The organism is Pseudorhizobium halotolerans (genome assembly GCF_902153235.2).
GTDB lineage: Bacteria > Pseudomonadota > Alphaproteobacteria > Rhizobiales > Rhizobiaceae > Neorhizobium > Neorhizobium flavum.
Genome location: NZ_CABFWE030000001.1, coordinates 53,333 through 76,432, shown reverse-complemented (window position 1 = coordinate 76,432; position 23,100 = coordinate 53,333). Strand labels below are relative to the sequence as shown.

Here is a 23,100-nt window from a genome sequence, read left to right as displayed (position 1 = left end):
TTCCGACACAACGAGGTTACCGTCTTGCCGAACAATCGCCCTAGCCTGCCGCGTTTTCCCCGGTTGATGGCATCCGTCCTTGCCGTTGTGGTGTTCGCGTCGGCGGGTCTCGCTCATGCCAATCCGAGCATGGTCGTGGACGTCCGTACGGGCCGGGTGATCGCCCATGAAGAGGCGTTCAGCAAATGGTATCCCGCCTCCCTCACCAAGCTGATGACCGCCTATGTGACCTTCAAGGCGTTGAAGTCCGGCAGGCTGGCACTGGATACGGAAGTGGTCATGAGCAAGAAGGCTGCGGACCAGCCGGCCAGCAAGATGTATTTCAAGCCGGGCTCGAAGCTGACGCTCGACAGTGCCCTCAAGCTGCTGCTGGTGAAATCCGCGAATGACGTTGCGGTGGCCGTCGCGGAGACTGTCGGTGGTACCCTTGACGAGTTCATCGTGATGATGAACTCCGAGGCCGGACGATTGGGGATGACCTGGACCCGATTCATCAACCCGCATGGCCTGCCGGGCAAGGGACAATATACGACCGCCCGGGACATGGCCGTTCTTGCCATGCAGCTGAAGCGGGAGTTTCCTGAATATGCCGGATATTTTGCGCTCGAGGGTGTCAGTACCGGCAAGAAGAACTATGCCAATTTCAACATGCTCGTCGGCCGCTTCGACGGCGCTGACGGCATGAAGACGGGCTTCATCTGCGCATCCGGGTTCAACCAGGTGTCGTCGGCGACGCGCAACGGCCGCACCGTCATTTCCGTCGTTCTCGGCTCCGACAGCCTTGCCGGGCGTGCGGACGAATCCGCCGATCTCCTGCAGAAGGGCCTTTCCGCGCCTCCAGGCCAAGGAGTGTCGCTCTCAGCCCTCGCTCCCTATGGTGATACGGCCACCGTCAATGACGTGAGTGCCGAGATCTGCAACCCGCAGGCAGCCAAGGTGCGCAGCGAAGGCCGTGACGATGCCGGGCGGATGATCGTGCATTCTCCTTACATCAAGGAGATGTCACGGCCGCCGCGCTACAGCTTTGCGGGGTTGATTCCAGGTTCGGAAGTCGCGGCGAGCACCAAGGGCCAGAACGAGATCGCCAACGTGCCGATCCCGCTTCCGCGGCCGACGTTCTGAGCCGAGGCCATGTCTCCTGCTTCCGGCCGCATTCCCGTTTCGATCCTCACCGGTTTTCTCGGCGCCGGAAAGTCGACCCTTCTCAACCGGATCCTGAAGGATCCGGCCATTACCGATACCGCGGTCATCATCAACGAGTTCGGCGAGGTCGGGATCGATAACCTCCTCGTGGAAGCGTCGGGCGACGCGCTGGTTCAACTCTCCGACGGTTGTCTGTGCTGCACGGTACGGGGAGAGATGGTCGATACGCTTGCCTACTTCATGGAAGCGATACAGACCGGTAAGCTTAAGCCGTTGCGGCGGATCGTCATCGAGACGACCGGTCTTGCGGATCCCGCACCTGTCATGCAATCGATCATGGGACACCCGGTCATCGCCCAGAACTTCGAACTCGACGGCGTCATCACCGTCGTCGATGCTGTGCATGGTCTGGCAACCCTTGATCGGCATGCGGAAGCTGCAAAGCAGGTTGCGGTGGCGGATCGGCTCATCGTCTCAAAGAAGTCGTTGACCGATGCAGCTCAGCTGGAGGCGCTGGAGGCGCGCCTGGCGGGGCTGAACCCGCGGGCGCCTCGCGTGGACGGCGACGCTCCGGAAGCCGCGAGCGCTGCGATGCTCGCCAATGGTCTCTATGATCCTGCGACCAAGAGCCCTGATGTCGGGCGATGGCTGCAGGACGAACTGGTGGCGACCGCTCAAGGGAGTGGCCATCATCATCATGACCACGGCGACCACCATCATCATGGTGACCATCACCACCACCATCACGACGTCAATCGGCATGGCGAGGACATTCGCTCGTTCTCGCTGGTCAGCGATCGCCCCATAGATCCTGCGGCCATCGACATGTTCGTCGATCTGCTTCGCTCTGCACACGGAGAGAAGCTGTTGCGTATGAAGGCGGTGGTGGCGCTGTCGGACAATCCGGACCGGCCGCTGGTGCTGCACGGCGTGCAGTCCATCTTTCACCCGCCCCAGCGGCTCGATGCCTGGCCGGCAGGCTCGGATCGACGTACGCGCATGGTGCTGATCACGCAGGGACTGTCGGAAGAGTTCGTTTCGGATCTCTTCGCCGCCTTCACCGGCCAACCGCGCGTCGACCGCCCCGATCGCGCCGCGCTTGAAGACAATCCGTTGGCGGTCCCGGGACTGCGGATGTAACGGTTGCCTCCCCGGTCATCCCTTCCGGATGTAGAAGCGGTGGCCGTCGCTGGTCTTTTCCGACTGCAGCAGTTCGTGGCCTTCCTCCCGGCAGAAGTGCGGGATGTCGATGCCGGCCAAGGGGTCGCTCGTTTCGATGATAAGCTCGTCGCCGGAACGCATCGACTTCAACCGCCGGCGGGTCTTGAGCACCGGAAGAGGGCATTTGAGACCCCGCAAGTCATAGGCGGAGTCCGACTTGCCGGATGTCATTCCTGCGACCAGAACTTCCAGAACGGCCGTTTCTTGCTGTCTGAAACCGGCGGGGCGGCATAGGCCATTGGATTCTGAACCGGGATCGGCACTGTGCTGGACGATGCATCGGCCGTAGCCGTCGGTTCTGCAGTCGGGGCGGCAGCTATTTCGCTTTGCTGGCGCGGCAGGCGGTCCTGCTTCATACGCTCCGCCGCCGTCGCCGGACGGGCGGACGTCGAGGCAAGCATGGTCGTTGCGGGTTTGCTTTCCGGCGCCGTGCGCCTCGCCATCAGCGCCTCGAACTCCTCGCGCTTCATCAGCTTGCCGGCTTCGAGAGAGGTGCCGGTCGGGGCATAGGCAACGTCCCGGCCCTTGCGCTTCTCGGCAACCACGGCCTTTCGCTCGGCTTCGGAGGGCTCGTACCAGACCATGCCGTCAAGCTTCTTGACGGCCTTCGCATAGGCAACTTCGTAGCTCTGCTGATGGGATGCAAGAGCGGCCATCAAGCCCGGGGATGTCGACATCGGCGGGCAGGCTGCCGCAGCGTTGAAGGTCGCTGCGCCCTCGACCTGCTGGTTGAAGACGTACCTTTTCTCGCAGACATTCACCTCGGGGGGACGCTTCGTCACCTCGAAGTTGTCGTAGCCGGTCTTCAGCATCTGCCAGAAGTCGTAGTGCTCGCTGCCACGGTGGCGGGCCATGTTCTCAGCCGTCATCCGGAAGGGAAAGGCCTGCAGTTGCACAGCGGACTGACCACCTTTGAAGGCGTCGCGCGCGAAGGCATAGATTTCCAGAACCTGCTCGTCGGTCATCGAGTAGCACCCGGACGACGAGCAGGCGCCGTGGATCATCAGGTCGGAACCGGTCCGACCGTTGACCTGGTCATAACGGTTTGGGAAACCCGTATTGATGGCGAGGAAGTACTTGGAGTTCGGATTGAGATGCGCCGGCGTCAGGTTGTAGAAGCCTTCGGGCGCCTGCCTGTCGCCTTCCTTCTTCTTCGGGCCGAGCTTTCCCGACCACGCGCAGATCTGGTAGCTCGAGATCATGTCGAAGCGGTTGTCGGCTTTCGCCTTCCAGACCTCCAGGACACCTTCTTCCTTGAAGATGCGGATCATGATCGGCGACGTGCGCGGCATGTTCTTCTTCTGCATCTCGGCGACAATGCGCGAGGGCAGGGGGTGCTCGACCTTGTTCTTGATCTTGGACACGTCGACGGAGTCGAGAGTATCATTGCAGCCTGCAAGGGCGGTCGCGAGTGCGAGAGCGAGAGCGATGTTTTTCAGGCGCATCGGCATAGGACCACGTGACTGTGTATTGCGGACATAAGTATCTGCGTAACAGCAGCGATAATGAAGCGGTAATCTTTACATCTTCTTAACCGCTCGTCCCCGTCTGTATAGCAAAACTGCGGCTAAGTGCCACCCTGATCAGCAATGTGGCCAAATTGAGCTAAGGCTGCACCCTTCAGAGGTTACGGCCGATCTGGAGGAACTTCTGGCGCCGTGCGGCGCGCACCTCGTCGCCCGACAGCTTGCCGAGTTCCGCCAAGGCCTCTTCGATGACATTCCCGGTAGCCGTGATGACCGTCTGGGGATCCCTGTGGGCGCCGCCGACGGGCTCGGGGATGATGTCGTCGATGATGCCCAACTCCTTCAGGTCTTCCGCCGTGATCCGCATGTTGGTGGCGGCTTCCTTCGCACGGGTCGAATCCCGCCACAGGATGGATGCCGCACCTTCGGGCGAAATCACCGAATAGATCGCGTTCTGGAGCATGTAGACGCGATTGCCTGTCGCAATGGCGATGGCTCCGCCGGAGCCGCCCTCGCCGATGACGACCGAGACCATGGGAACGCGCACTGCAAGACACATTTCGGTGGAACGGGCGATTGCTTCCGCCTGTCCACGCTCCTCCGCTCCGACACCCGGATAGGCGCCTGCAGTGTCTACCAGCGAGATGATCGGCAGGCCGAAACGGTCGGCCATTTCCATGACGCGGATCGCCTTGCGATAGCCTTCAGGACGAGGGCTGCCGAAATTGTGCTTGAGGCGGCTCTTCGTGTCGTGGCCCTTTTCCTGGCCGATCACGGCGACAGGCTGTCCGCGAAAGCGAGCGAGACCGGCCTGGATCGCCGCATCCTCGCCGAAACCCCGGTCACCCGCGAGCGGTGTGAAGTCGGTCAGCAGATGCGACGCATAATCGACGAAATGCGGGCGCTGGGGATGACGCGCCACCTGGGTCTTCTGCCAGGCGTTCAGCTTCGAATAGATCTCTTCGGTCGCTTCGCGAACGCGGCCCTCAAGTCTCGCGATCTCCTCGGATGTGTCGATGCTCTCGTCTTCAGCGGCAAGCTTCTTCAGTTCGTGGATCTTGCCCTCGAGGTCTGAGATAGGCTTTTCGAAGTCGAGATAAGTCTGCATGAGATCCGTGTTCCGATCATTCTGGCTTGGCGGCGGCCTTCTATTCCCGGTTTTCGCCGGTTTTTGCAAGGGGGTGGTGCGTCTGCACCAATTGCCTCAGCCGTTCCTCGAGCACATGAGTGTATATCTGTGTGGTGGAAATGTCGGAGTGACCGAGCAATTCCTGAACGATGCGCAGGTCCGCTCCATGCTGCAGGAGGTGGCTCGCGAACGCGTGGCGCATGACGTGCGGTGAAATTGCGGCGGCTCTAAGTCCGGCCCGTGCGGCAATGGCCTTCAGGTCGCGGGCAAAGACCTGGCGCGGCAGGTAGCCACTCTTACCCGGCGAAGGGAAAAGCCAGGGGTCGTCGTCTGCTTCCGCCAGTTCCGCCTGTCGAGCCTGTCCGTATCGCTGCAGGACGTCGATCGCGGATTTCGAAAGCGGGACGAGCCGTTCCTTGTTGCCCTTCCCCCGGATAATCAGGAAGCGGCCCTCCTGGCTGAGGACGCGGGCGGGCAGGGAGACGAGCTCGCTGACGCGCATGCCGGTGGCGTAGAGGAGTTCGAGCAGGGCCAGCATGCGAAGACGGACATACTGGCCCTGCGATGGATCATCCGCCTCTCGTGCCGCCTGCTCCAGAAGACGCGTAACGTCGTCCTCGCTCATGGTTTTCGGCAGCGCCCTGCGTTTCTTTGGGCTGTCCAGGGTGGATGTCGGGTCGTCGCCCCTAAGGCCCTCCGCGTAGAGGAACTTGTAGAACTGCCGCATCGCCGACAACCTGCGCGCCTGGGAGCTGGGGGCAAATCCCTTTTTCCCGAGGTCCGAAAGGTAGGCGCTGAGATCCCTGCTGCCGGCGGTGATGGAGGAGACCTTCTTTGCCGCCAGGAAGGAATGGAGGTCATCGAGGTCCCGCTGATAGGACGCGAGTGTGTTGCCGGCGGCGCCACGCTCTGCGCTCATCATCTCGAGAAAGGCCTCGATGTGGGCGTGAGAGAGGTCGGCCATGCCGACTATTCCTGAGGGGCGGGGTTCAGGCGCTCCGACGGAACCCGCACGGAGACTTCCCGCTCGCGTGGTTCCACGAGGAGGACGAGGGCCACCATGCTCCCATAGATCACGCCGGCGATGGCCGTCAGGATGAAGAGGAAGCGAAAGAGGGTGGGCATAGATTGACGGCTCCGTTCGCACTCCGGTGCGAGTGCGCACTATATGCGTAAACCCTTGCGGTCAGGCAAGCCCGCCGCGAGCAACCTCTTTCGCGGCAGCACGACTTGACGCTGCCGGTCCATTTGTCGATACCGTTGACGAAATGGATACAGGCCTATGACAGACCTCCTAGCACCCGTCGCGGCGTCCTCGCTTGCGGAACAGGCTCGCGCTGCCCTTGGCAAGCGCAACCTCGTCTTTGTCGGCCTAATGGGGGCGGGCAAGTCGGTGATCGGCAAGATGGTGGCGCAGGCTCTCTCCATTCCCTTCGTGGATACCGACGGAGAGATCGAGAAGGTCTCCCGGATGACGATCGCCGAACTCTTCGCCAGCTATGGCGAGCCCGAATTCCGGGCGCTGGAGGCAAGGGTGATCGACAGGCTGCTGAAAGGCGGACCGCGGGTCATTTCGACGGGCGGAGGGGCGTTCATCAACGACAATACCCGCAGGCTTATCAAGCAGGGTGGCATATCCGTCTGGCTGAAAGCGGACCTCGATGTACTGTGGGAGCGGGTCAACAAACGTGACCATCGGCCACTCCTGAAGACGGAAAACCCGAAGGCGACGCTGGAGAACCTCATGAATCATCGGTACCCGATTTATGCAGAGGCGGACCTCACCGTCTATTCCGGCAATGTCCGCAAGGAGACCATGGTGACGAACGTCTTGTCTGCAGTTGTCGAACTCGCAGAGAAAGGTCAGGGGAAATGAGTGCTGCAATGCTCAGGCCTGCGGAGGAACGTATCGTCCATGTCCCTCTCGGGGAGCGTGCCTACGACATCCTGATCGGCCCCGGGCTCATCGGTCGCGCGGGCGGAGAATTCACGGCACGCCTGAAGGGCAGGCGGGCTGCGATCATCACCGACGAGAACGTCGCATCGCATTACCTGGCACCGCTCATGGACAGCCTGCAGACCGACGGTATCGAGGCCGTTTCGCTGACATTGCCGGCAGGCGAGAAGACCAAGAGCTTCGACAATCTGGCCGCGGTTGCGGACATGGTGCTGTCGGCGAAGATCGAGCGCAACGATGCCGTGATCGCTCTCGGCGGCGGCGTCATCGGCGATCTGGCCGGTTTTGCAGCGGGCATCGTCCGTCGGGGAGTGCGCTTCGTGCAGATCCCGACCTCGCTCCTCGCACAGGTGGATTCCTCCGTGGGCGGCAAGACGGGCATCAACACGCGCCATGGCAAGAACCTTCTGGGCGTCTTCCACCAGCCCGATCTGGTGCTTGCCGACACAGCCGTTCTCGACAGCCTGTCGCCGCGGGAATTCCGGGCTGGTTACGCCGAGGTCGTGAAATACGGACTGATCGACAAGCCTTATTTCTTCCACTGGCTCGAGAAGCACTGGAAGCAGGTCTTCGAGGGTGGCCCGGAACGGAACGAGGCGATCGCCATCAGTTGCCGGGCCAAGGCAGACGTGGTCGTGGAGGACGAGCGGGAGACGGGTCGTCGTGCGTTGCTCAACCTCGGGCACACCTTCGGCCACGCCCTCGAGGCGGCGACGGCCTACGACAGCAGCCGCCTCGTCCATGGAGAGGGCGTTGCGATCGGCATGGTGCTCGCGCATCAGTTCTCCGCCCGGCTGAACCTTGCAAGCCCGGATGACGCTCAGCGTGTTGCCGCGCATCTGTCCGAGGTCGGTCTTCCGACGCGGATCACCGACATCGAGGGCGAACTGCCGCCGACCGATGTTCTCATGGATGCGATTGCCCAGGACAAGAAGGTCAAGGGTGGCAAGCTCACTTTCATCCTCACCCGCGGCGTGGGGCAATCGTTCGTTGCCGATGACGTGCCGCCATCGGAGGTCGCCAGCTTCCTGGAGGACATGCGATCCTGATGATAGAAACCTTTGTCTCCGTGCTCTCGGAATACTGGCTGACGATCGTCTCGATCCTCGTTCTGATCTGCGCCTCCGCCTTCTTCTCCGGTTCCGAGACAGCGCTTACCGCAGCCTCCCCGGCGCGGATGCACACGCTCGAGGCCAATGGTGATCACCGGGCTGGCGTCGTCGCATCCTTGATCAGGCGTCGCGACCGCCTGATCGGTGCGCTTCTGATCGGCAACAACCTGGTGAACATCCTGGCGTCGTCGCTCGCCACCAGCCTCTTTCTCGGCCTGTTCGGAGATTCGGGTGTAGCGTTTGCCACGCTTCTGATGACAGTCCTGCTGGTGATCTTCTCCGAGGTGCTTCCCAAAAGCTGGGCAATCTCCTCGCCCGACCGCTTCGCGATGGTTGTGGCGCCGGTGGTGCGTCTCTTCGTGCTGGTGGTCGGCCCGCTGTCGAGCGGGGTCAATGCAATCGTCCGCTGGCTACTCTCCCTGGTCGGGATCAACCTCTCGAGCGAAGGCTCCATGCTCTCCGCCCATGAGGAGCTCCGGAGTGCCTTGGACCATCTTCATCGCGAGGGCGGCTTCAAAAAGGCGGATCGCGACCGTGTCGGCGGCCTTCTCGATCTCGAGGAACTCGAAGTTTCCGACATCATGAGGCACCGCACCGTCATGCGAGCCGTCAATGCCGACGATCCGCCAGAGGTGGCGGTCAGGACGGTTCTGGAGAGCCCATTTACCCGCATGCCGGTCTGGCGGAACTCGACGGAGAACATCATCGGCGTCGTCCATGCAAAGGACCTCCTGCGGGCGCTGGCGGAGCCGAATGTCGAGCCGGAGAACCTGGACATCGTCAAGATTGCCCAGAAGCCGTGGTTCGTTCCGGACAGCACGACGCTGAAGGATCAGCTCAATGCATTTCTTCGTCGGAAGGTCCACTTCGCCGTTGTCGTCGACGAGTATGGGGAAGTGCAGGGCATCGTCACGCTCGAGGACATCCTGGAAGAAATCGTCGGAGACATATCCGATGAGCACGACCTGGAGATCGAAGGCGTGCGGCAGGAAGCCGACGGCTCTATCATCGTCGACGGGTCCGTCCCGATCCGCGACCTGAACCGGGCGCTCGACTGGAACCTGCCCGACGACGAGGCGACCACGATTGCCGGCCTCGTTATCCACGAATCCAAGCTGATTCCGCGGGAGCGGCAGGCCTTCACCTTTTACGGCAAGCGCTTCATCATCATGAAGCGCGAGAAGAACCGGATCACCCGCCTGCGGATCCGACCGGCGGAAGTGAACCTTCCCGCCGAGTGAGGCTTACCACCTTCGAGGTTCTCCCGGTGCCGCGGCCTCGATCGCCAAAGCATGCAGTCCGGCGTCCAGCACAGGCTTCAGGAGGTCGTTGACAGCCCGGTGGCGCTGCAGCCGGCTCATGCCGCCAAACTGCGCCGCGACGATCCTCACCCGCATGTGGGTTTCGCCGGCGCCATCGAAGCCGGGCTGGTGGCCGGCATGCTGATGGCTTTCGTTGATGACCTCGATCTGCTCCGGATGCAGCCCGTCCTGGAGCAGTGATTCGATCTGGGCTTTGATGGACATATCGCCTCCGAGACAGGGAAAGGGGGCTACCCAGAAACCAGCAAGAAACCGCTTTGTCAATTCTTGTAGCGCCTCTGCCCGAACCCCATAATGAGCCCGTATGAAACTCGACTCCAAATACTTCGATCGCATTCGCACGCGCCGGAAGCCGCAGCAGGAAACTGCCGTGGAGGCGCCGGTGTGCCAGTGGGATGGATGCGACAAGCCTGGCGTTCACCGGGCGCCGGTCGGGCGCAATGCCGAGGGACAGTTCTTTCTCTTCTGCTTCGAGCATGTGAAGGACTACAACAAGGGCTACAACTACTTCTCGGGCCTCTCCGACAGCGAGATCGCCCGCTACCAGAAGGAAGCGATAACCGGCCACCGGCCGACCTGGACGATGGGGGTGAACAAGGCATCGAAGACTGCGCCGCTTCACTCAACCATGCGTTCCGGCTCCGCCGCCTCACACAACAGGATCAAGGATCCCTTCGGCTTCGTGGCCCAGGGAGAGGGCTCCCGGCCCCGCCCGCAGGCCCGCAAGCTGAAGACCTTGGAGGCGAAGGCGTTCGATACGCTGGACCTCACAGCAAGCGCGACGTCCGACGAGATCAAGAGCCGCTACAAGCAACTGGTCAAGAAGCACCACCCGGACGCCAATGGCGGTGACCGAGGTTCCGAGGAACGTTTTCGCGCCGTAATCCAAGCATATCAGTTGTTGAAGCAAGCCGGTTTCTGCTAAGCGATACGACGAACGGCAGAGGATATGGCGGCCGGGCGGTGGCTCGCGCCTTGGAGAGATAATGAGCAAGATCGATCTGGATATTTCGAACCTTCCCGACACGTCAGTCTCGGTCCGGGAGGTCTTCGGCATCGACACCGACATCAGGGTGCCGGCCTACAGCAGCGGCGACCCCTATGTTCCCGACCTAGACCCCGACTACCTCTTCGATCGCGACACGACGCTCGCCATCCTCGCCGGTTTCGCGCACAACCGGCGCGTCATGGTCTCCGGCTATCACGGTACCGGCAAGTCCACGCATATCGAGCAGGTCGCGGCGCGCCTCAACTGGCCGTGCGTGCGCGTCAACCTCGACAGCCATGTCAGCCGTATCGACCTTGTCGGCAAGGACGCGATCGTCCTCAAGGACGGCAAGCAGGTCACCGAGTTCAAGGACGGCATCCTGCCCTGGGCTTACCAGCACAATGTCGCGCTTGTCTTCGATGAGTATGATGCGGGCCGCCCGGACGTCATGTTCGTCATTCAGCGCGTGCTGGAATCCTCCGGTCGCCTGACGCTTCTCGACCAGAGTCGGGTCATTCGCCCGCATCCGGCCTTCCGCCTGTTCGCCACCGCCAATACGGTCGGCCTCGGCGACACGACCGGCCTCTATCACGGCACGCAGCAGATCAACCAGGCGCAGATGGACCGCTGGTCTATCGTCACGACGCTGAACTACCTGCCGCACGACAAGGAAGTCGACATCGTTGCCGCCAAGGTGAAGAGCTTCGGCAAGACGGCCGAGGGCCGTGAGACGGTCTCGAAGATGGTGCGCGTCGCAGATCTCACCCGCTCCGCCTTCATGAACGGCGATCTTTCGACGGTCATGAGCCCGCGTACGGTCATCACCTGGGCGGAGAATGCCGAGATATTCGGTGACGTGGCCTTTGCCTTCCGGATCACCTTCCTCAACAAGTGTGACGAACTGGAGCGGACGCTGGTCGCGGAGCAGTACCAGCGTGCCTTCGGTGTCGAGCTGAAGGAGAGCGCGGCGAACATCGTGCTCGGAGCCTGAGGCAGGATCAGAATGGCAGGCCCCGGAGACAACCAGAAGAGCAGGTCGGGCGGCCCGGTAGACACCGAGCCGATGCGCCGGGCGATCACCGGTTGTGTCCGCTCCATCGCCGGTGACGCGGAGGTTGAGGTCAGCTTCGCCAATGAGCGCCCCGGAATGGCGGGAGAGCGTATCCGGCTGCCGGAGATCTCGAAACGTCCGACGGCGCACGAACTTGCGGTAACCCGCGGGCTTGGCGATTCCATGGCGCTGCGACTCGCCTGTCACGACACCAGCACTCACGCGAGCCTCTCTCCCCAGGGTCCTGATGCCCGCAGCGTGTTCGATGCCGTGGAGCAGGCCCGGGTCGAATCGCTTGGTGCGCTGCGCATGACCGGCGTTGCCGGGAACCTCAACTCCATGAATGCCGAGAAATACGCCAAGGCGAATTTTTCCGGGATCGAGCGCCAGGAAGACGCGCCGCTGGCTGAAGCCATGGCGATGCTGGTGCGCGAGAAGCTCGCCGGCACCAAGGCACCGGAAAGTGCCGGCAAGGTCCTCGAACTCTGGCGCCCGTTCATCGAGGAAAAGGCGGGTACCGATCTCGACAGCCTGAAGGGAGCCATCGAAGATCAGCAAGCCTTCGGGAAGCTCGTGCGCCACATGCTCTCGTCGATGCAGGTGGCGGAAGACCTCGGGGACGAAGAGTCCGAGCCCGAGGAGATGGAGAACCCGAACGACGACGAGCAGCCGCGCAGCAACGAGACCGAGAATGAGGAGGTCGAGGAGGAGGCTGGTTCCGATGCCGCGCCGGCGGAGCAGAGCGAAGCTGCCGACGATGAGATGGACGAAGGCGAGATGGATGGCGCCGAAATGTCCGATGACGAGATGTCGGATGAGGCGGACGATCATTCGGAGACGCCCGGTGAGACCAAGCGGCCACACAGCCCGTTCGATGACTTCAACGAGAAGGTCGATTATCGGATCTTCACGCAGGAATTCGACGAGGAGGTCCTCGCTGAGGAACTGTGCGACGAGGCTGAACTGGACCGCCTGCGCGCATTCCTCGACAAGCAACTGTCGCATCTACAGGGGGCCGTGGGGCGACTGGCGAACCGATTGCAGCGCCGCCTGATGGCGCAGCAGAACCGTTCATGGGATTTCGATCTCGAAGAAGGCTATCTCGACTCCGCCCGGCTGGTACGCCTGGTTATCGATCCGATGCAGCCCCTTTCCTTCAAGAAGGAGCGGGACACGCAGTTCAGGGACACGGTCGTGTCTCTTGTGCTGGACAATTCCGGTTCGATGCGTGGGCGTCCGATCACGGTTGCCGCCACCTGCGCCGATATCCTTGCCCGCACGCTAGAGCGCTGCGGCGTCAAGGTCGAAATTCTCGGCTTCACCACCAAGGCCTGGAAGGGCGGACAATCGCGCGAAAGCTGGCTGGCGAGCGGGAAACCGGCTAATCCGGGCCGGCTCAATGATCTTCGTCACATCGTTTACAAGTCCGCCGATGCACCTTGGCGTCGCTCGCGCCGCAACCTCGGGCTGATGATGCGCGAGGGTCTGCTCAAGGAGAATATCGACGGCGAAGCGCTGATGTGGGCGCATAATCGCCTGATCGGCCGGCCGGAGCAACGCAAGATCCTGATGATGATCTCAGATGGCGCGCCCGTCGACGACTCGACGCTCTCCGTCAATCCAGGCAACTATCTGGAGCGGCACCTTCGCGCGGTCATCGAGCAGATCGAGACCCGTTCGCCCGTCGAACTCCTGGCGATCGGCATCGGTCATGACGTCACCCGCTATTATCGCAAGGCCGTGACCATCGTCGATGCTGACGAACTTGCCGGCGCGATGACGGAGCAGCTTGCCGCGCTGTTCGAGGAGAATGGCGGCCGCAGCGCAGGCAGGATGCGGCGCGCCGGGTGACGAAGCTGTACACGATGCGCCGAAGCTTGCTTCTGGCGGCGATCCTGAGTTTGGCCGCCGTAGTGCCAGTGGCTCCGGCGACGGATCTATTGCCTCTCCAAACCTCGCCTATCAGGCAGTTCCAGCCAGGATCTACCGAGAGCCGCTTCGGGTCGCTGGAATTCGTTGGCGGCTTCCAGTTCTCGTCATCCGACAGCCGACTCGGCGGCGTCTCGGCCATCCGCTTTCGGCCGAACGGGCGCGATTTTGTGGCCGTACAGGATACCGGCCAGTGGCTCACCGGATCCATAGAGCGCGATGCAGGGGGCCGACTGTCCCGTTTCTCTTCCCTGTCGATCAGTGGCATGCAAGACACTAGGGGCCGGAAGCCTTCGAAGTCCGACATCGATGCTGAAGGGCTCGCGCTGCAGCCGGGACGGTTGATCGTCAGCTATGAGCGCCGGCACCGGATCGACGCCTATCCTGATCCGGGTTTTGCAAAGACGAGGCCACAATCCGTGGAGATGGTAATTCCGCGCGGGGAGCTTCGTGCCAATGGGGGCATCGAAACGCTGGTGAGTTCGCCGAAAGATGGACCCCTTGAAGGCGCGCTGGTGGCGGTGGCGGAGAGAAGTATCGACGGCGATGGAAACCTGTTTGCTGCCGTCCTGAGCGGGGCCCGCAAGGGCGTCTTCAAGGTAGCGAGGCAGGACCCTTGGGCGGTTACCGACGGCGCATTTCTGCCGGATGGCGATCTGCTTCTGCTGGAGCGTCGGTTCAGCTATCTCAATGGTGTCGGCATGCGTCTGCGGCGCATCGAAACCAGTTCGATCAAGCCAGGCGCACTGGTGGACGGGGAGGTATTGATCGAGGCCGACATGGGTGCCGAGATCGACAATATGGAAGGCGTCGACGTCCTCATCGAGAATGGCGAAACCCGCATCATCCTGGTCTCCGACGACAACCGGTCCTTCCTCCAGAGGAACGTCATGCTGGAGTTCCGCCTGGTGGATTAATCCACCAGTGGGGACATCGTCAGCCTGCGGCCTTGGCGGGTGGCATGGGCTTCAAGACGCTCATCAGCGCGCCATAGGGCAGGAGCATCACGAAGCCGACGAGGATCTTGACGCCGAGATCGCCCAGCGCCCACGAAACCCAGCGCGGCGCTTCGTTTGTCATGATGCCGAGGATCGGCGCCCATTCGATGGCGAACGCGTCATTGGGGCCGAGGAACGCGAGCGAGGACGCGAAAGCCAGCGAGAAGAACAGGGCTGTATCGAGCGCCGAGCCAGCCAGCGAGCCAGCCAGCGGCGCATGCCACCAGGTCTGCCGCCGCAATTGGTTGAAGATCGAGATATCGAGAAGCTGGCCGACCAGGAAGGCGGTACCCGACGCAATGGCGATCCGCGGGACGGAGGTCCAGAAAGAAACGGCTACCCCGACAACGAAGCCTGCCAGCACGACACGTCGCGCAATCGAAGGGCCGAACTGCCGGTTGGTGAGGTCGGTGACGAGGAAGGCGACGGGATAGGTGAACGCACCCCAGGTCAGCAGGTCGCCGAGCTGGACGCCAAACAGCGTCCCGGAGAGCGGGAACTGGACGAAGAAGTTCGAGGCGACGACGATAGCCGCCATCAGTAGTGCATAGATGGAGGTATGGCGAAGGTATCGCATTTTTTTATCCTGGGTGATGCCACCAGTTGGAGTTCGATGGGGTTCAAGAGAAAGGGCTTGTCCGGTTTCCCGTCAAGCCCTTCCTGCAACCGATGATGTTATTCGCGCTTAGGCAGCAACCGCTGCTTCGGCGGTCTTCTTGGCGATCTGGCGGCGCAGCAGGCGTGCGCGCATCGACAGTTCGTTCTCGTCAGCCTTCAGAAGGAAGGCGTCAAGGCCGCCACGGTGCTCGACGGAGCGCAGGGCATGCGCCGAGACGCGCAGACGGAAGCGCTGGCCGAGTGCGTCGGAGATCAGTGTGACGTGGCACAGGTTCGGCAGGAACCGGCGGCGCGTCTTGTTGTTTGCGTGGCTGACGTTGTTGCCGGTCTGAACGCCCTTGCCGGTCAGTTCGCACATACGAGACATGGGTACACCTTTGTTGTTCTTCTGCAATCGAATGGTACTTCCGGGCAATGCCCGGCGCGCCGATCCAACTGGCCTGATTGGAAAGTTGCGGTTCTATAGTCAGTGAGGTCTGTCCAGTCAAGCCAAAACCTCGGACCTGCGGGTACAGAATCCAGAGGGCTCGAGCGGCTCCGGCTATTTTCTTGCCATAGTGGCGGGTTTATATCTTTGCGACGGGGATGAAAACTCCCGCTTTCGCATCATTAGAGGCACAATCATGACCGGGCGCCGTGGGGCCATCCTCGCCAGTGCATTCGCCTTCTCGCTGCTCGCCGGACCCGCGGGAACGGCGGGCATACGCCACGTCAGCGAATACGATATATCGCTTGGCATACTGCCGATCGCCAAGGCTGCCTTCGCAAGCGAGTTCGGCAGCAATGACTACCGCATTGCCGGGAGTTTTCGCTCCTGGGGACTTGCGGATATCATCAGCAAGATCTCCGCCGAAACCAGCGTCACGGGCCGCAAGCGCGGTGATAAGCTGCAGGCAGAGCAGTATGACCTCGTCTACAAGACCGGCAAGCGGACGCGGGTCTACGAGGTGACCTATCGCAACGGCGACGTGACGCGTTCGGTGATGAAGCCGGAGCCGAAGCGTCGGCCCGACAACTGGGTGCCGGTTGCGCCAGAGGATTTGCGTTCGGTGCTCGATCCACTGACAGGTCTGGTGTTCTCCGGCGACGTGAAAAGCTGCCCCAGTCGCGTTCCGATCTACGACGGGGAGTCGCGGATGGACCTGATCCTGACGTCGAAGGGGACGGAGACGTTCTCCACCGAGGGCTTCACGGGCGAGGTGATGGTCTGCGAGATTCGCTACGTCCCGAGATCGGGCTTCCGTCGCGGGCGTTCCGATATCGAGCACCTGAAGAAGACCCCGATGGAGATCTGGTTTGCCAAGGCGCAATCGGTAAATGTATATGCTCCGGTCTATGCCCGCATTCCGACGAGCATGGGACAGGTTTACGTGAAGGCCGCGAAGTACGGCGGCTGACGGGGCTGGATCGGCCCTGGAGGGGGCATGGTGAAGGCACGCGGGACGCTTATCGGCTTCACAGCCATCCTCATGTGGTCGTTGCTGGCACTAATGACAGCGGCGTCGGGGAAGATGCCGCCCTTCCAGCTTTCCGCGATCAGCTTCGCGATTGGCAGTCTTCCGGGCCTTCTTCTTTTTGCGGCGAGGCCGCATCGGCTGAGACTTCTGCGGCAGCCACCCAAGGTGTGGATCATCGGCATCGCAGGCCTTTTTGGCTACCATTTCCTCTACTTCACCGCCCTGCGTAATGCGCCGGCGGTCGAGGCAGGCCTGATCGCCTATCTGTGGCCGCTCTTCATCGTCGTCGGTTCCGCGCTGCTGCCAGGAGAGCGGCTGAGATGGCATCACGTCGCCGGTGCGGTGGCGGGGCTTGCCGGGACGGTGGCAATCGTTTCGAGAAACGGCATCTCCTTCGACGACCAGTATGCCCTCGGCTATGGCGCCGCGTTTCTCTGCGCCTTCACCTGGTCCGGCTACTCCCTGCTGACGCGCAGCTTCGGCCGCGTCTCTACCGACGTCGTCACCGGCTTCTGCCTGGCCACCTCGTTTCTGTCGCTGGTCTGCCATCTTCTTCTCGAGACGACGGTATGGCCCGCCGGTGGGAGCGAGTGGCTGGCGGTGGTGGGGCTCGGCCTGCTTCCGGTTGGAGCCGCCTTCTACGCCTGGGACTACGGAGTCAAGAACGGCGATATCCAGATCATCGGTGCCGCGAGTTATGCCGCGCCGTTGCTTTCGACACTGATCCTTGTGGCAAGCGGATTTGCCGAGCCCGACTGGCGCATCGGGCTTGCCTGCCTGCTTATTACCGGCGGCGCGGTGCTGGCGGCGCGGGACATGCTGATGCCGCAGCGATCGCGGCAGCCGTCGCCGGCAGAATAGCAGCGCGTGATGTTGGACGTCACGGTTCTCGCTCTCTCGGTTCTGCTCGCCCTTCTCTATTTCGGCTTTCTTGGAAAGCCCGCCAGCCATGGCCGGGGTGTGTTGAAGACTGCGCCGGTGCTCCTTCTCGCGGTCTATGCGCTGGCGGCCGGCGGGCCCATCTGGCTGGCAACGGCGCTTTTCCTCGGAGCGCTCGGCGATCTTTGCCTAGCCTATGATGGTGAGCGCGCATTTATCGCAGGACTCGTCTCCTTTCTTCTCTCGCACCTGGGCTATGTCGCGCTGTTCTGGCCGATGGCGGAGCCGAGCCTCATTCTGGGGGAGATGTGGCGGATCGGAAGCGCCGTCGCGCTGGCGATCCTCGTGCCGGCACTGATCCTCGTCCTGTGGCGGCCGGCTGGTCCATTGGCCATGCTGCCGTGTATGGGCTCGTGATCGGCGCCATGGGCTTTACCGCGCTGTCAGTCGCGGATGCCGCTGTATTTCTCGGAGCAGTTCTTTTTCTCTCCTCCGACACGGCTCTTGCAGCGGAGAAATTCCTGATCGACGGCGCCGCGCCGCTCGGTCGCCTGCTGCGCAACTTCGTGTGGGCGACCTACTATGCCGCACAGCTGGTATTCACCCTCGCGGCCGCCGGCCTGCCGTCAGCCTGATCCTGGCTCCCAGCCGGGTGGTGCCATCTCGAGGGCGGCGAAGTCAAAGCCCGGAGCGACCGTGCAGCCGACAAGAGTATAGGCGCCAAGGGTCTCTGCCGCCTGCCATGCACCTGCCGGGACAATCGCCTGCGGCCTCTCGCCCTTGAGAATGTCCGGGCCGAGCGTCACCGTGTCCAGCTCGACGCCATCGAGGGATATCCGCAGGCGTAGCGGGTCGCCGGCGTGGTAATGCCAGATCTCGACGGCATCGCGTACCCGGTGCCAGTGGGAGCGCTCCCCTGCCTGAAGCAGGTAGTAGATAGCGGTGGAATGGCCGCACCGGCCGCCCGCTGGGTCGCGAAAGGTCTCCTTGTACCAGCCTCCTTCGGGATGGGGCTGCATGCCGAGGATGCGGATGATGTCCTGCGGATCCATGACGTCTCGCCTATTCGAGGAGGATTAGAAGCTGTCCTTGCGCTTGCGGATCTCCGCAAACACTTCCTCGTTCGACTTGGATTCCATCAGGAGGTTGCGGCGGACGGCTGGATCGGTGGCTCGCAGGAAAGGGTTGGTCTCCTTCTCGAGGCCGATCGTCGTTGGGATGGTGAAGCGGTTTGCCGCGCGGGTCGCTTCGATCTCCCGAACCCGCTCCTGAAGCCTCGCATTGTCCGGATCGATCGTCAGCGCGAAGCGTGCATTCGACAGGGTGTACTCGTGCCCGAAATAGACTGCCGTCTCGTCTGGGAGCGCGGAGAGTTTCTGGAGGGAGTGCCACATGTCGGCGGCAGGCCGTTCGAACAGGCGGCCGCAACCGAGGGCAAATAGCGTGTCGGCGGCGAAGAGAACCTTATCGTCCGGGAAATAGTAGCAGACATGGCCGGCAGTATGCCCGGGCGTCTCGATCACGCAGACGGTATGGCCACCGAATTCGAATTCGTCACCATCCTCCACCGACCGATCTAACCCTGGTATGGCAACGGCCTCGTTGATAGGGCCGATGATCTCCAGCTCGAAACGCCCCTTAAGCCCGAGATTGGCTTCGACATGATCAGTATGATGATGGGTTGTCAGGATATGGGTCAGCGTCCAGCCGCGCCTTGAAAGTGCATCGAGGATCGGCTCTTCCTCCGGAGCATCGATCGATGCCGTCAGACCTGTTTCGGGGTCGTGCACCAGCACGCCGTAATTGTCGCTGCGGCATTGAAAGACTTCGATCTCCAGCGGCTTCATGATGCTGTCCCCGTTGCAAAGATGGCGCCGCCGGTGAATGTAGACGCTCCGGCTATGATGTCCAACCGCTCTCTGCTAGCATTTTTGTGATGCATACAGATATCGTCGATCTCCGTGAGTTCTACCATTCCCAGCTGGGCCGCCTTGCGGAGCAGTCCATCAGCTTCGCGCTCTCCTCTCTCTGGGCGCGGCTTCCGGAGGAGCGGCTGGTGGGTCTGGGCTATGCGGTTCCCTATCTCGACCGCTTCCGGGCCGATACCGAGCGCACCTTCGCCTTCATGCCTGCCGGGCAAGGTGCCGTTAACTGGCCATCCGGCGAACTCTCGGCAACGGCGCTCGTCTTCGACGAGGAGTTGCCGCTGCCAGACGCTTCGATCGATCGCGTTCTAATGGTGCACTCTCTCGAGTTCGCCGAGAATCCGCGCGAGACCTTGAAGGAGTTGTGGCGCATTCTTGCACCAGGCGGCCGGCTCATCATCGTTGTCCCCAATCGGCGCGGCGTCTGGGCCCGAATGGAGCACACGCCTTTCGGTTCGGGCCGGCCCTATTCGCGCCGGCAGTTGAGCCTGCTGCTTCGGGAAACGAACTTCACGCCTGCCGCGAGCGCCGAGGCACTGTTCTTTCCCCCGTCGCGAATACGAACAGTGCTGCGGTTCCGGAACGTGATCGAGCGGATGGGCCGGCGGTTCTGGCCGGTCTTTTCCGGCGTCATCATCGTCGAGGCGCAGAAGCGCCTATACCAGGGGCTGCCGGTGGCTGCGCGGGCGTCCCGGCGCGTCTTCGTTCCGGTACTCGCGCCGCAGGGCGTGCCGACCACACGGGATGCCGCCGATGGCTGCGGGGCCGTGGCCTGACCCTCGACAAAGGCCGGTTTCGGCTTTAATGCGACAGCATTATCCGCCGGTTCCGGTACCCTTCAGAAGGTCGTTCCCATGAGCATCGTCGTCAACGAGCCTGTTCCCCGTCCTGGCATCCTGGACATTGCCGCCTATGTGCCGGGCAAGGAACATGCTCCGGGCGTCGCACGCGTCTTCAAGCTTTCCTCGAACGAAACTCCTCTTGGGGCCAGCCCAAAGGCGATCGAAGCGTTCAAGGGCGCGGCGGACCATTTGGAGATCTACCCTGACGGCCAGGCGACCGAACTCCGGCAGGCCATCGCCGCCGTCCACGGGCTCAATCCGACCAACATCCTCTGCGGCAACGGTTCGGACGAACTACTTGGCCTTCTCTGCCATGTCTACCTGGGGTCGGGCGACGAAGGCATCATCACCGAGCACGGCTTCCTCGTCTATAAGATCCAGATCATGGCAGCGGGTGCCACGCCCGTCGTCGTCAAGGAGAAGGATTGCCGCGTCGATGTCGACGCGATCCTGGCCGCCGTCACGGAGAGGACGAAGATCGTCTTCATCGCCAATCCCGGCAATCCAACCGGAACCTACGTGCCGGTGTCGGAAATCCGCCGTCTCCAGGCCGGGCTGCCGAAGAACGTCGTTCTGGTGCTCGACGCGGCCTATGCGGAATATGTCCGCCGCAACGATTACGAGGCCGGGCTTGAACTCGTCTCCGGCAGCCGCAACGTGGTGATGACGCGCACCTTCTCCAAGGCCTATGGCCTGGCTGCTCTCCGTATCGGCTGGATGTATGCTCCCGCGGCCATCATCGACGCGCTGAATCGGGTGCGCGGCCCGTTCAACATGAACGCTCCGGCGATTGCCGCCGGTGCCGCTGCCATCCGCGACCAGGGTTTCATCGAAAAAGCGGTTGAGCACAACAACCTCTGGCTCGGCAAGCTCGCGCACGCTTTCGAGGCGATCGGCCTCACGGTCACGCCTTCGGTCACCAACTTTCTTCTTATCCATTTCCCCGATATCGACGGCAAGCGGGCTGAGGATGCCGACGCCTTTCTCACCAGCCGTGGCTATATCCTGCGGGCGGTGAAGGGCTACGGCTTCCCGAATGCGCTGCGCATGACGGTCGGATCGGAAGAGGCGAACCGCGGCGTCATCGAGACCCTTGGCGAATTCATGGATCGTCGCGCATGATGGACGGGCGCTTCGACCGGATCGCGCTGATCGGCATCGGCCTTATCGGCTCTTCGATCGCCCGCGACGTCAAGGAGCTCGGGCTGGCGAAGGAGGTCGTCATCTCGACACGCAGCCCGGAGACGCTGCGGCGGGCCGAGGAACTAGGGTTTGGAACAGCCTACGTCGCTTCAGCGGCAGAGGCGGTGCGTGGCGCCGATCTGGTAGTCGTGTCCGTTCCGGTGGGTGCCTCGGAAGAGGTGGCGAGGCAGATCTCCCCCAACCTGAAGGCTGGAGCGATCGTCACTGATGTCGGCTCGACCAAGGCTTCGGTCATTGCTCAGATGGCCCCGCACATGCCGCAAGGCGTTCACTTCATTCCGGGCCACCCGTTGGCAGGAACGGAGAAGTCCGGTCCGGATGCCGGCTTTGCGGGCCTCTTTCGCGGCCGCTGGTGCATCTTCACGCCCTTGCCGGACACCGACCCGCAGGCATTGGAGAAGCTCAAGGCCTTCTGGACCGCGCTCGGGTCGCGGATCGACGAGATGGATCCCCAGCACCATGACAAGGTGCTCGCCATCGTCTCGCACCTGCCGCATATCATCGCTTACAATATTGTCGGTACGGCGGATGACCTCGAAACGGTTACGGAATCGGAAGTCATCAAGTATTCAGCGTCCGGTTTTCGCGATTTCACGCGTCTTGCGGCCTCCGACCCCACCATGTGGCGCGACGTCTGCCTTCACAACAAGGATGCGATCCTGGAAATGCTGGCGCGGTTTTCGGAAGACCTTGCCTATCTGCAGCGGGCGATCCGCTGGGGCGAGGGCGACAAACTGTTCGACCTCTTCACCCGGACGCGCGCCGTACGCCGCTCAATCGTCGAGGCCGGCCAGGACGTGGATGCTCCAGACTTTGGACGCCATGCGCTGGACGCCAAAAACTAGCGTCAGATCGGGGGGATCTCGCCGATTGGAATGAAACCGCCCGCCAGCACCTTGCCGCGCTCGATCGTCAGATCGATCGATGCGCTCTGGCCACCTCCGGTCAAGGCCGAGAGCATGCCGGAAACGGTCCTCAGGACAGGCTCGATATCCGGGAACGCTGCTGCAACACTGTCGCGCCACGCGTCGATCTGCTCCACCTGCACCTTCAATCGACCCGACAGATAGCCGTCTCCATCAATGGAGAAGGGGCCTGTCACGGTGACGAGCCGTCCTTCGCCAAGATCGACGGCCAGCCTGCGCATCTCGCCTTCCGTGCCATAGAGGGCAAGGCCGTTCGGGTCCGTGCCATCCACCATGTCGGCACGTCCGACAAGCGTCACGTCGACCACGGCCGATCCTGCCGGCAACGATACGTCTGCCAATCCCTCTCCCGTTGCCCTGACATTCTGGAGGCTGAGTGCCGCGTCCAGATCGTTGCCATTCTGGCGCAGATGGACCTCCGTCCTGTCTGCTGCAAGGTTCAGCGCTTGTCCCGCGGCAGTGGAGACGAGGCTCGTGGCCACCTGCTGTATCACCGTCGAGCTGCGCTCTAACCGGCCATCATTCGCCACCAGGCTCGATTGCAGGTTTTTCCAGTTCGATGACACGGACAGACCGTGGCTTGTCCTTACTTCCGCGGGTCCATCGACTTCCCAGACGATATGGCCTGGGTTGTAGACCTGCGCAGCGGAACGAAGCGCGCCGAGCGTCGCCGAAATGCCGTGGGTGTGATCGTCGAGGTTGACGCGGGAGCAGAACAGACCGATCCGGAACGGGTAGCCCCGATAGGATGCATCCAGGCACTCGACGGTTACTCCATCAGCCTCTTTGCTGCCCAGTAGCGCAAGCGTTCGCTCCTTCAGGGCCGATGCCGCATAGAACCAGCCGCCGGTGTAGATGGCGATGACCAGAACGATCAAGAGCGCGAGAAGCCAAACTTTCCTGGCGATAGCGGATCGGCTTGACGCTGCCATGA

27 protein-coding genes are annotated in these 23,100 nt (G+C 62.3%); 16 read left to right on the top strand and 11 right to left on the bottom strand.

Annotated features, from left to right (window positions below):
- Positions 1-66 precede the first annotated feature (66 nt).
- Both FN060_RS00410 and FN060_RS00405 read left to right on the top strand, forming a co-directional pair.
- Positions 67-1,122, top strand: coding sequence for a D-alanyl-D-alanine carboxypeptidase family protein (locus FN060_RS00410; RefSeq protein WP_142586743.1), 1,056 nt, complete (start codon positions 67-69; stop codon positions 1,120-1,122).
- Between the two features lie 9 nt (positions 1,123-1,131).
- Positions 1,132-2,283 carry a CobW family GTP-binding protein gene (locus FN060_RS00405; RefSeq protein ID WP_142586401.1) on the top strand — a complete coding sequence of 384 codons (1,152 nt, stop codon included), beginning with the start codon at positions 1,132-1,134 and terminating at the stop codon, positions 2,281-2,283.
- Positions 2,284-2,298: 15 nt separating this feature from the next.
- On the opposite strand, the gene FN060_RS00400 is transcribed toward FN060_RS00405, so the two are convergent.
- From FN060_RS00400 to FN060_RS00380, 5 genes are all read right to left on the bottom strand, one after another.
- Entirely contained in the window at positions 2,299-2,535 is a 237-nt protein-coding gene (locus FN060_RS00400) for a sulfurtransferase TusA family protein (RefSeq protein ID WP_142586400.1), read from the bottom strand.
- Positions 2,532-3,809: a L,D-transpeptidase family protein gene (locus FN060_RS00395; protein ID WP_142586399.1), complete on the bottom strand. Its 1,278-nt coding sequence runs from the start codon at positions 3,807-3,809 to the stop codon at positions 2,532-2,534. Before FN060_RS00395 ends, FN060_RS00400 begins: the two co-directional genes overlap by 4 nt.
- Before the next feature lie 175 nt (positions 3,810-3,984).
- Positions 3,985-4,938, bottom strand: a complete 954-nt coding sequence (locus tag FN060_RS00390; protein WP_052640335.1) for an acetyl-CoA carboxylase carboxyltransferase subunit alpha — start codon at positions 4,936-4,938, stop codon at positions 3,985-3,987.
- 40 nt (positions 4,939-4,978) lie between these two features.
- Complete coding sequence (gene xerD, locus FN060_RS00385; protein WP_142586398.1) at positions 4,979-5,923, bottom strand: site-specific tyrosine recombinase XerD; 945 nt, start codon at positions 5,921-5,923, stop codon at positions 4,979-4,981.
- Between the two features lie 5 nt (positions 5,924-5,928).
- Positions 5,929-6,084 carry a hypothetical protein gene (locus FN060_RS00380; protein WP_172972366.1) on the bottom strand — a complete coding sequence of 52 codons (156 nt, stop codon included), beginning with the start codon at positions 6,082-6,084 and terminating at the stop codon, positions 5,929-5,931.
- 157 nt (positions 6,085-6,241) lie between these two features.
- On the opposite strand from FN060_RS00380, the gene FN060_RS00375 reads away from it, so the two are divergent.
- The 3 genes from FN060_RS00375 to FN060_RS00365 are packed head-to-tail and all read left to right on the top strand — an operon-like array spanning position 6,242 to position 9,269.
- The gene (locus tag FN060_RS00375; RefSeq protein ID WP_052640333.1) at positions 6,242-6,835 is read left to right on the top strand and encodes a shikimate kinase; all 594 of its coding nucleotides are present in this window, start codon (positions 6,242-6,244) and stop codon (positions 6,833-6,835) included.
- An 8-nt stretch (positions 6,836-6,843) separates the two neighbouring features.
- Positions 6,844-7,965, top strand: coding sequence for a 3-dehydroquinate synthase (gene aroB / locus FN060_RS00370; RefSeq protein WP_425312125.1), 1,122 nt, complete (start codon positions 6,844-6,846; stop codon positions 7,963-7,965).
- Entirely contained in the window at positions 7,965-9,269 is a 1,305-nt protein-coding gene (locus FN060_RS00365; protein ID WP_425312124.1) for an HlyC/CorC family transporter, read from the top strand. Before aroB ends, FN060_RS00365 begins: the two co-directional genes overlap by 1 nt.
- A gap of 3 nt (positions 9,270-9,272) precedes the next feature.
- Here the strand turns inward: FN060_RS00365 and FN060_RS00360 are convergent, their stop codons facing one another.
- The gene (locus tag FN060_RS00360) at positions 9,273-9,554 is read right to left on the bottom strand and encodes a BolA family protein (RefSeq protein ID WP_142586395.1); all 282 of its coding nucleotides are present in this window, start codon (positions 9,552-9,554) and stop codon (positions 9,273-9,275) included.
- A gap of 100 nt (positions 9,555-9,654) precedes the next feature.
- Between FN060_RS00360 and FN060_RS00355 the strand changes: the two genes are divergently transcribed.
- The 4 genes from FN060_RS00355 (at position 9,655) to FN060_RS00340 (ending at position 14,235) form a co-directional block, all read left to right on the top strand.
- The gene (locus FN060_RS00355; RefSeq protein WP_142586394.1) at positions 9,655-10,275 is read left to right on the top strand and encodes a J domain-containing protein; all 621 of its coding nucleotides are present in this window, start codon (positions 9,655-9,657) and stop codon (positions 10,273-10,275) included.
- Positions 10,276-10,336: 61 nt separating this feature from the next.
- Entirely contained in the window at positions 10,337-11,329 is a 993-nt protein-coding gene (gene cobS / locus FN060_RS00350; RefSeq protein WP_052640328.1) for a cobaltochelatase subunit CobS, read from the top strand.
- A 12-nt stretch (positions 11,330-11,341) separates the two neighbouring features.
- Positions 11,342-13,240 (top strand): cobaltochelatase subunit CobT, encoded by a 1,899-nt coding sequence (gene cobT, locus FN060_RS00345; RefSeq protein WP_142586393.1) that lies wholly within the window; start codon positions 11,342-11,344, stop codon positions 13,238-13,240.
- 14 nt (positions 13,241-13,254) lie between these two features.
- A complete protein-coding gene (locus tag FN060_RS00340) occupies positions 13,255-14,235 on the top strand; it encodes an esterase-like activity of phytase family protein (protein ID WP_142586742.1) in 981 nt (326 codons plus the stop codon).
- Positions 14,236-14,254: 19 nt separating this feature from the next.
- On the opposite strand, the gene FN060_RS00335 is transcribed toward FN060_RS00340, so the two are convergent.
- Both FN060_RS00335 and rpmB read right to left on the bottom strand, forming a co-directional pair.
- Positions 14,255-14,893 (bottom strand): VUT family protein, encoded by a 639-nt coding sequence (locus tag FN060_RS00335; protein WP_142586392.1) that lies wholly within the window; start codon positions 14,891-14,893, stop codon positions 14,255-14,257.
- 108 nt (positions 14,894-15,001) lie between these two features.
- Positions 15,002-15,301, bottom strand: coding sequence for a 50S ribosomal protein L28 (gene rpmB, locus FN060_RS00330; RefSeq protein ID WP_052640325.1), 300 nt, complete (start codon positions 15,299-15,301; stop codon positions 15,002-15,004).
- Between the two features lie 256 nt (positions 15,302-15,557).
- Here rpmB and FN060_RS00325 point away from each other — a divergent pair, with 256 nt between their 5' ends.
- Genes FN060_RS00325 through FN060_RS23440 form a run of 4 tightly spaced genes read left to right on the top strand, consistent with a single transcriptional unit; the run spans position 15,558 to position 17,905 of the window.
- Positions 15,558-16,331: a DUF3108 domain-containing protein gene (locus FN060_RS00325; protein ID WP_142586391.1), complete on the top strand. Its 774-nt coding sequence runs from the start codon at positions 15,558-15,560 to the stop codon at positions 16,329-16,331.
- Positions 16,332-16,361: 30 nt separating this feature from the next.
- Entirely contained in the window at positions 16,362-17,252 is an 891-nt protein-coding gene (yddG, locus tag FN060_RS00320; RefSeq protein WP_142586741.1) for an aromatic amino acid exporter YddG, read from the top strand.
- Positions 17,253-17,261: 9 nt separating this feature from the next.
- The gene (locus FN060_RS00315; protein WP_142586390.1) at positions 17,262-17,687 is read left to right on the top strand and encodes a lysoplasmalogenase family protein; all 426 of its coding nucleotides are present in this window, start codon (positions 17,262-17,264) and stop codon (positions 17,685-17,687) included.
- Positions 17,672-17,905 carry a lysoplasmalogenase family protein gene (locus tag FN060_RS23440; protein ID WP_142586389.1) on the top strand — a complete coding sequence of 78 codons (234 nt, stop codon included), beginning with the start codon at positions 17,672-17,674 and terminating at the stop codon, positions 17,903-17,905. Before FN060_RS00315 ends, FN060_RS23440 begins: the two co-directional genes overlap by 16 nt.
- Here the strand turns inward: FN060_RS23440 and FN060_RS00305 are convergent.
- Positions 17,897-18,322, bottom strand: coding sequence for a cupin domain-containing protein (locus tag FN060_RS00305; RefSeq protein WP_142586388.1), 426 nt, complete (start codon positions 18,320-18,322; stop codon positions 17,897-17,899). The two genes, FN060_RS23440 and FN060_RS00305, sit on opposite strands and share 9 nt — an antisense overlap.
- A 24-nt stretch (positions 18,323-18,346) precedes the next feature.
- Positions 18,347-19,117: a hydroxyacylglutathione hydrolase gene (gene gloB / locus FN060_RS00300; RefSeq protein ID WP_142586387.1), complete on the bottom strand. Its 771-nt coding sequence runs from the start codon at positions 19,115-19,117 to the stop codon at positions 18,347-18,349.
- An 89-nt stretch (positions 19,118-19,206) separates the two neighbouring features.
- On the opposite strand from gloB, the gene FN060_RS00295 reads away from it, so the two are divergent.
- From FN060_RS00295 to FN060_RS00285, 3 genes are all read left to right on the top strand, one after another.
- The gene (locus FN060_RS00295) at positions 19,207-19,971 is read left to right on the top strand and encodes a class I SAM-dependent methyltransferase (protein WP_077549399.1); all 765 of its coding nucleotides are present in this window, start codon (positions 19,207-19,209) and stop codon (positions 19,969-19,971) included.
- A gap of 78 nt (positions 19,972-20,049) precedes the next feature.
- Entirely contained in the window at positions 20,050-21,159 is a 1,110-nt protein-coding gene (gene hisC, locus FN060_RS00290; RefSeq protein WP_142586386.1) for a histidinol-phosphate transaminase, read from the top strand.
- The gene (locus FN060_RS00285; protein ID WP_142586385.1) at positions 21,156-22,085 is read left to right on the top strand and encodes a prephenate/arogenate dehydrogenase family protein; all 930 of its coding nucleotides are present in this window, start codon (positions 21,156-21,158) and stop codon (positions 22,083-22,085) included. The genes hisC and FN060_RS00285 overlap by 4 nt, the downstream gene beginning before the upstream one ends.
- Before the next feature lie 2 nt (positions 22,086-22,087).
- Here FN060_RS00285 and FN060_RS00280 read toward each other — a convergent pair whose 3' ends face one another.
- The gene (locus FN060_RS00280) at positions 22,088-23,098 is read right to left on the bottom strand and encodes a DUF2125 domain-containing protein (RefSeq protein ID WP_142586384.1); all 1,011 of its coding nucleotides are present in this window, start codon (positions 23,096-23,098) and stop codon (positions 22,088-22,090) included.
- Positions 23,099-23,100: the final 2 nt, after the last annotated feature.

What these genes read in the sequence shown, in the direction of transcription:
- FN060_RS00365 (WP_425312124.1), top strand. Translation starts at nt 7,965, where the DNA reads ATGATAGAAACCTTTGTCTCCGTGCTCTCGGAATACTGGCTGACGATC.
- FN060_RS00400 (WP_142586400.1), bottom strand. Translation starts at nt 2,535, where the DNA reads ATGACATCCGGCAAGTCGGACTCCGCCTATGACTTGCGGGGTCTCAAA.
- gloB (WP_142586387.1), bottom strand. Translation starts at nt 19,117, where the DNA reads ATGAAGCCGCTGGAGATCGAAGTCTTTCAATGCCGCAGCGACAATTAC.
- xerD (WP_142586398.1), bottom strand. Translation starts at nt 5,923, where the DNA reads ATGGCCGACCTCTCTCACGCCCACATCGAGGCCTTTCTCGAGATGATG.
- FN060_RS00380 (WP_172972366.1), bottom strand. Translation starts at nt 6,084, where the DNA reads ATGCCCACCCTCTTTCGCTTCCTCTTCATCCTGACGGCCATCGCCGGC.
- FN060_RS00315 (WP_142586390.1), top strand. Translation starts at nt 17,262, where the DNA reads ATGTTGGACGTCACGGTTCTCGCTCTCTCGGTTCTGCTCGCCCTTCTC.
- FN060_RS00375 (WP_052640333.1), top strand. Translation starts at nt 6,242, where the DNA reads ATGACAGACCTCCTAGCACCCGTCGCGGCGTCCTCGCTTGCGGAACAG.
- cobS (WP_052640328.1), top strand. Translation starts at nt 10,337, where the DNA reads ATGAGCAAGATCGATCTGGATATTTCGAACCTTCCCGACACGTCAGTC.
- FN060_RS00395 (WP_142586399.1), bottom strand. Translation starts at nt 3,809, where the DNA reads ATGCGCCTGAAAAACATCGCTCTCGCTCTCGCACTCGCGACCGCCCTT.
- FN060_RS00280 (WP_142586384.1), bottom strand. Translation starts at nt 23,098, where the DNA reads ATGGCAGCGTCAAGCCGATCCGCTATCGCCAGGAAAGTTTGGCTTCTC.
- hisC (WP_142586386.1), top strand. Translation starts at nt 20,050, where the DNA reads ATGAGCATCGTCGTCAACGAGCCTGTTCCCCGTCCTGGCATCCTGGAC.
- FN060_RS00340 (WP_142586742.1), top strand. Translation starts at nt 13,255, where the DNA reads ATGCGCCGAAGCTTGCTTCTGGCGGCGATCCTGAGTTTGGCCGCCGTA.
- aroB (WP_425312125.1), top strand. Translation starts at nt 6,844, where the DNA reads ATGCTCAGGCCTGCGGAGGAACGTATCGTCCATGTCCCTCTCGGGGAG.
- FN060_RS00390 (WP_052640335.1), bottom strand. Translation starts at nt 4,938, where the DNA reads ATGCAGACTTATCTCGACTTCGAAAAGCCTATCTCAGACCTCGAGGGC.
- FN060_RS00405 (WP_142586401.1), top strand. Translation starts at nt 1,132, where the DNA reads ATGTCTCCTGCTTCCGGCCGCATTCCCGTTTCGATCCTCACCGGTTTT.
- FN060_RS00295 (WP_077549399.1), top strand. Translation starts at nt 19,207, where the DNA reads ATGCATACAGATATCGTCGATCTCCGTGAGTTCTACCATTCCCAGCTG.
- FN060_RS00410 (WP_142586743.1), top strand. Translation starts at nt 67, where the DNA reads ATGGCATCCGTCCTTGCCGTTGTGGTGTTCGCGTCGGCGGGTCTCGCT.
- FN060_RS00360 (WP_142586395.1), bottom strand. Translation starts at nt 9,554, where the DNA reads ATGTCCATCAAAGCCCAGATCGAATCACTGCTCCAGGACGGGCTGCAT.
- FN060_RS00285 (WP_142586385.1), top strand. Translation starts at nt 21,156, where the DNA reads ATGATGGACGGGCGCTTCGACCGGATCGCGCTGATCGGCATCGGCCTT.
- FN060_RS00305 (WP_142586388.1), bottom strand. Translation starts at nt 18,322, where the DNA reads ATGGATCCGCAGGACATCATCCGCATCCTCGGCATGCAGCCCCATCCC.
- FN060_RS00355 (WP_142586394.1), top strand. Translation starts at nt 9,655, where the DNA reads ATGAAACTCGACTCCAAATACTTCGATCGCATTCGCACGCGCCGGAAG.
- FN060_RS00335 (WP_142586392.1), bottom strand. Translation starts at nt 14,893, where the DNA reads ATGCGATACCTTCGCCATACCTCCATCTATGCACTACTGATGGCGGCT.
- rpmB (WP_052640325.1), bottom strand. Translation starts at nt 15,301, where the DNA reads ATGTCTCGTATGTGCGAACTGACCGGCAAGGGCGTTCAGACCGGCAAC.
- FN060_RS00325 (WP_142586391.1), top strand. Translation starts at nt 15,558, where the DNA reads ATGACCGGGCGCCGTGGGGCCATCCTCGCCAGTGCATTCGCCTTCTCG.
- cobT (WP_142586393.1), top strand. Translation starts at nt 11,342, where the DNA reads ATGGCAGGCCCCGGAGACAACCAGAAGAGCAGGTCGGGCGGCCCGGTA.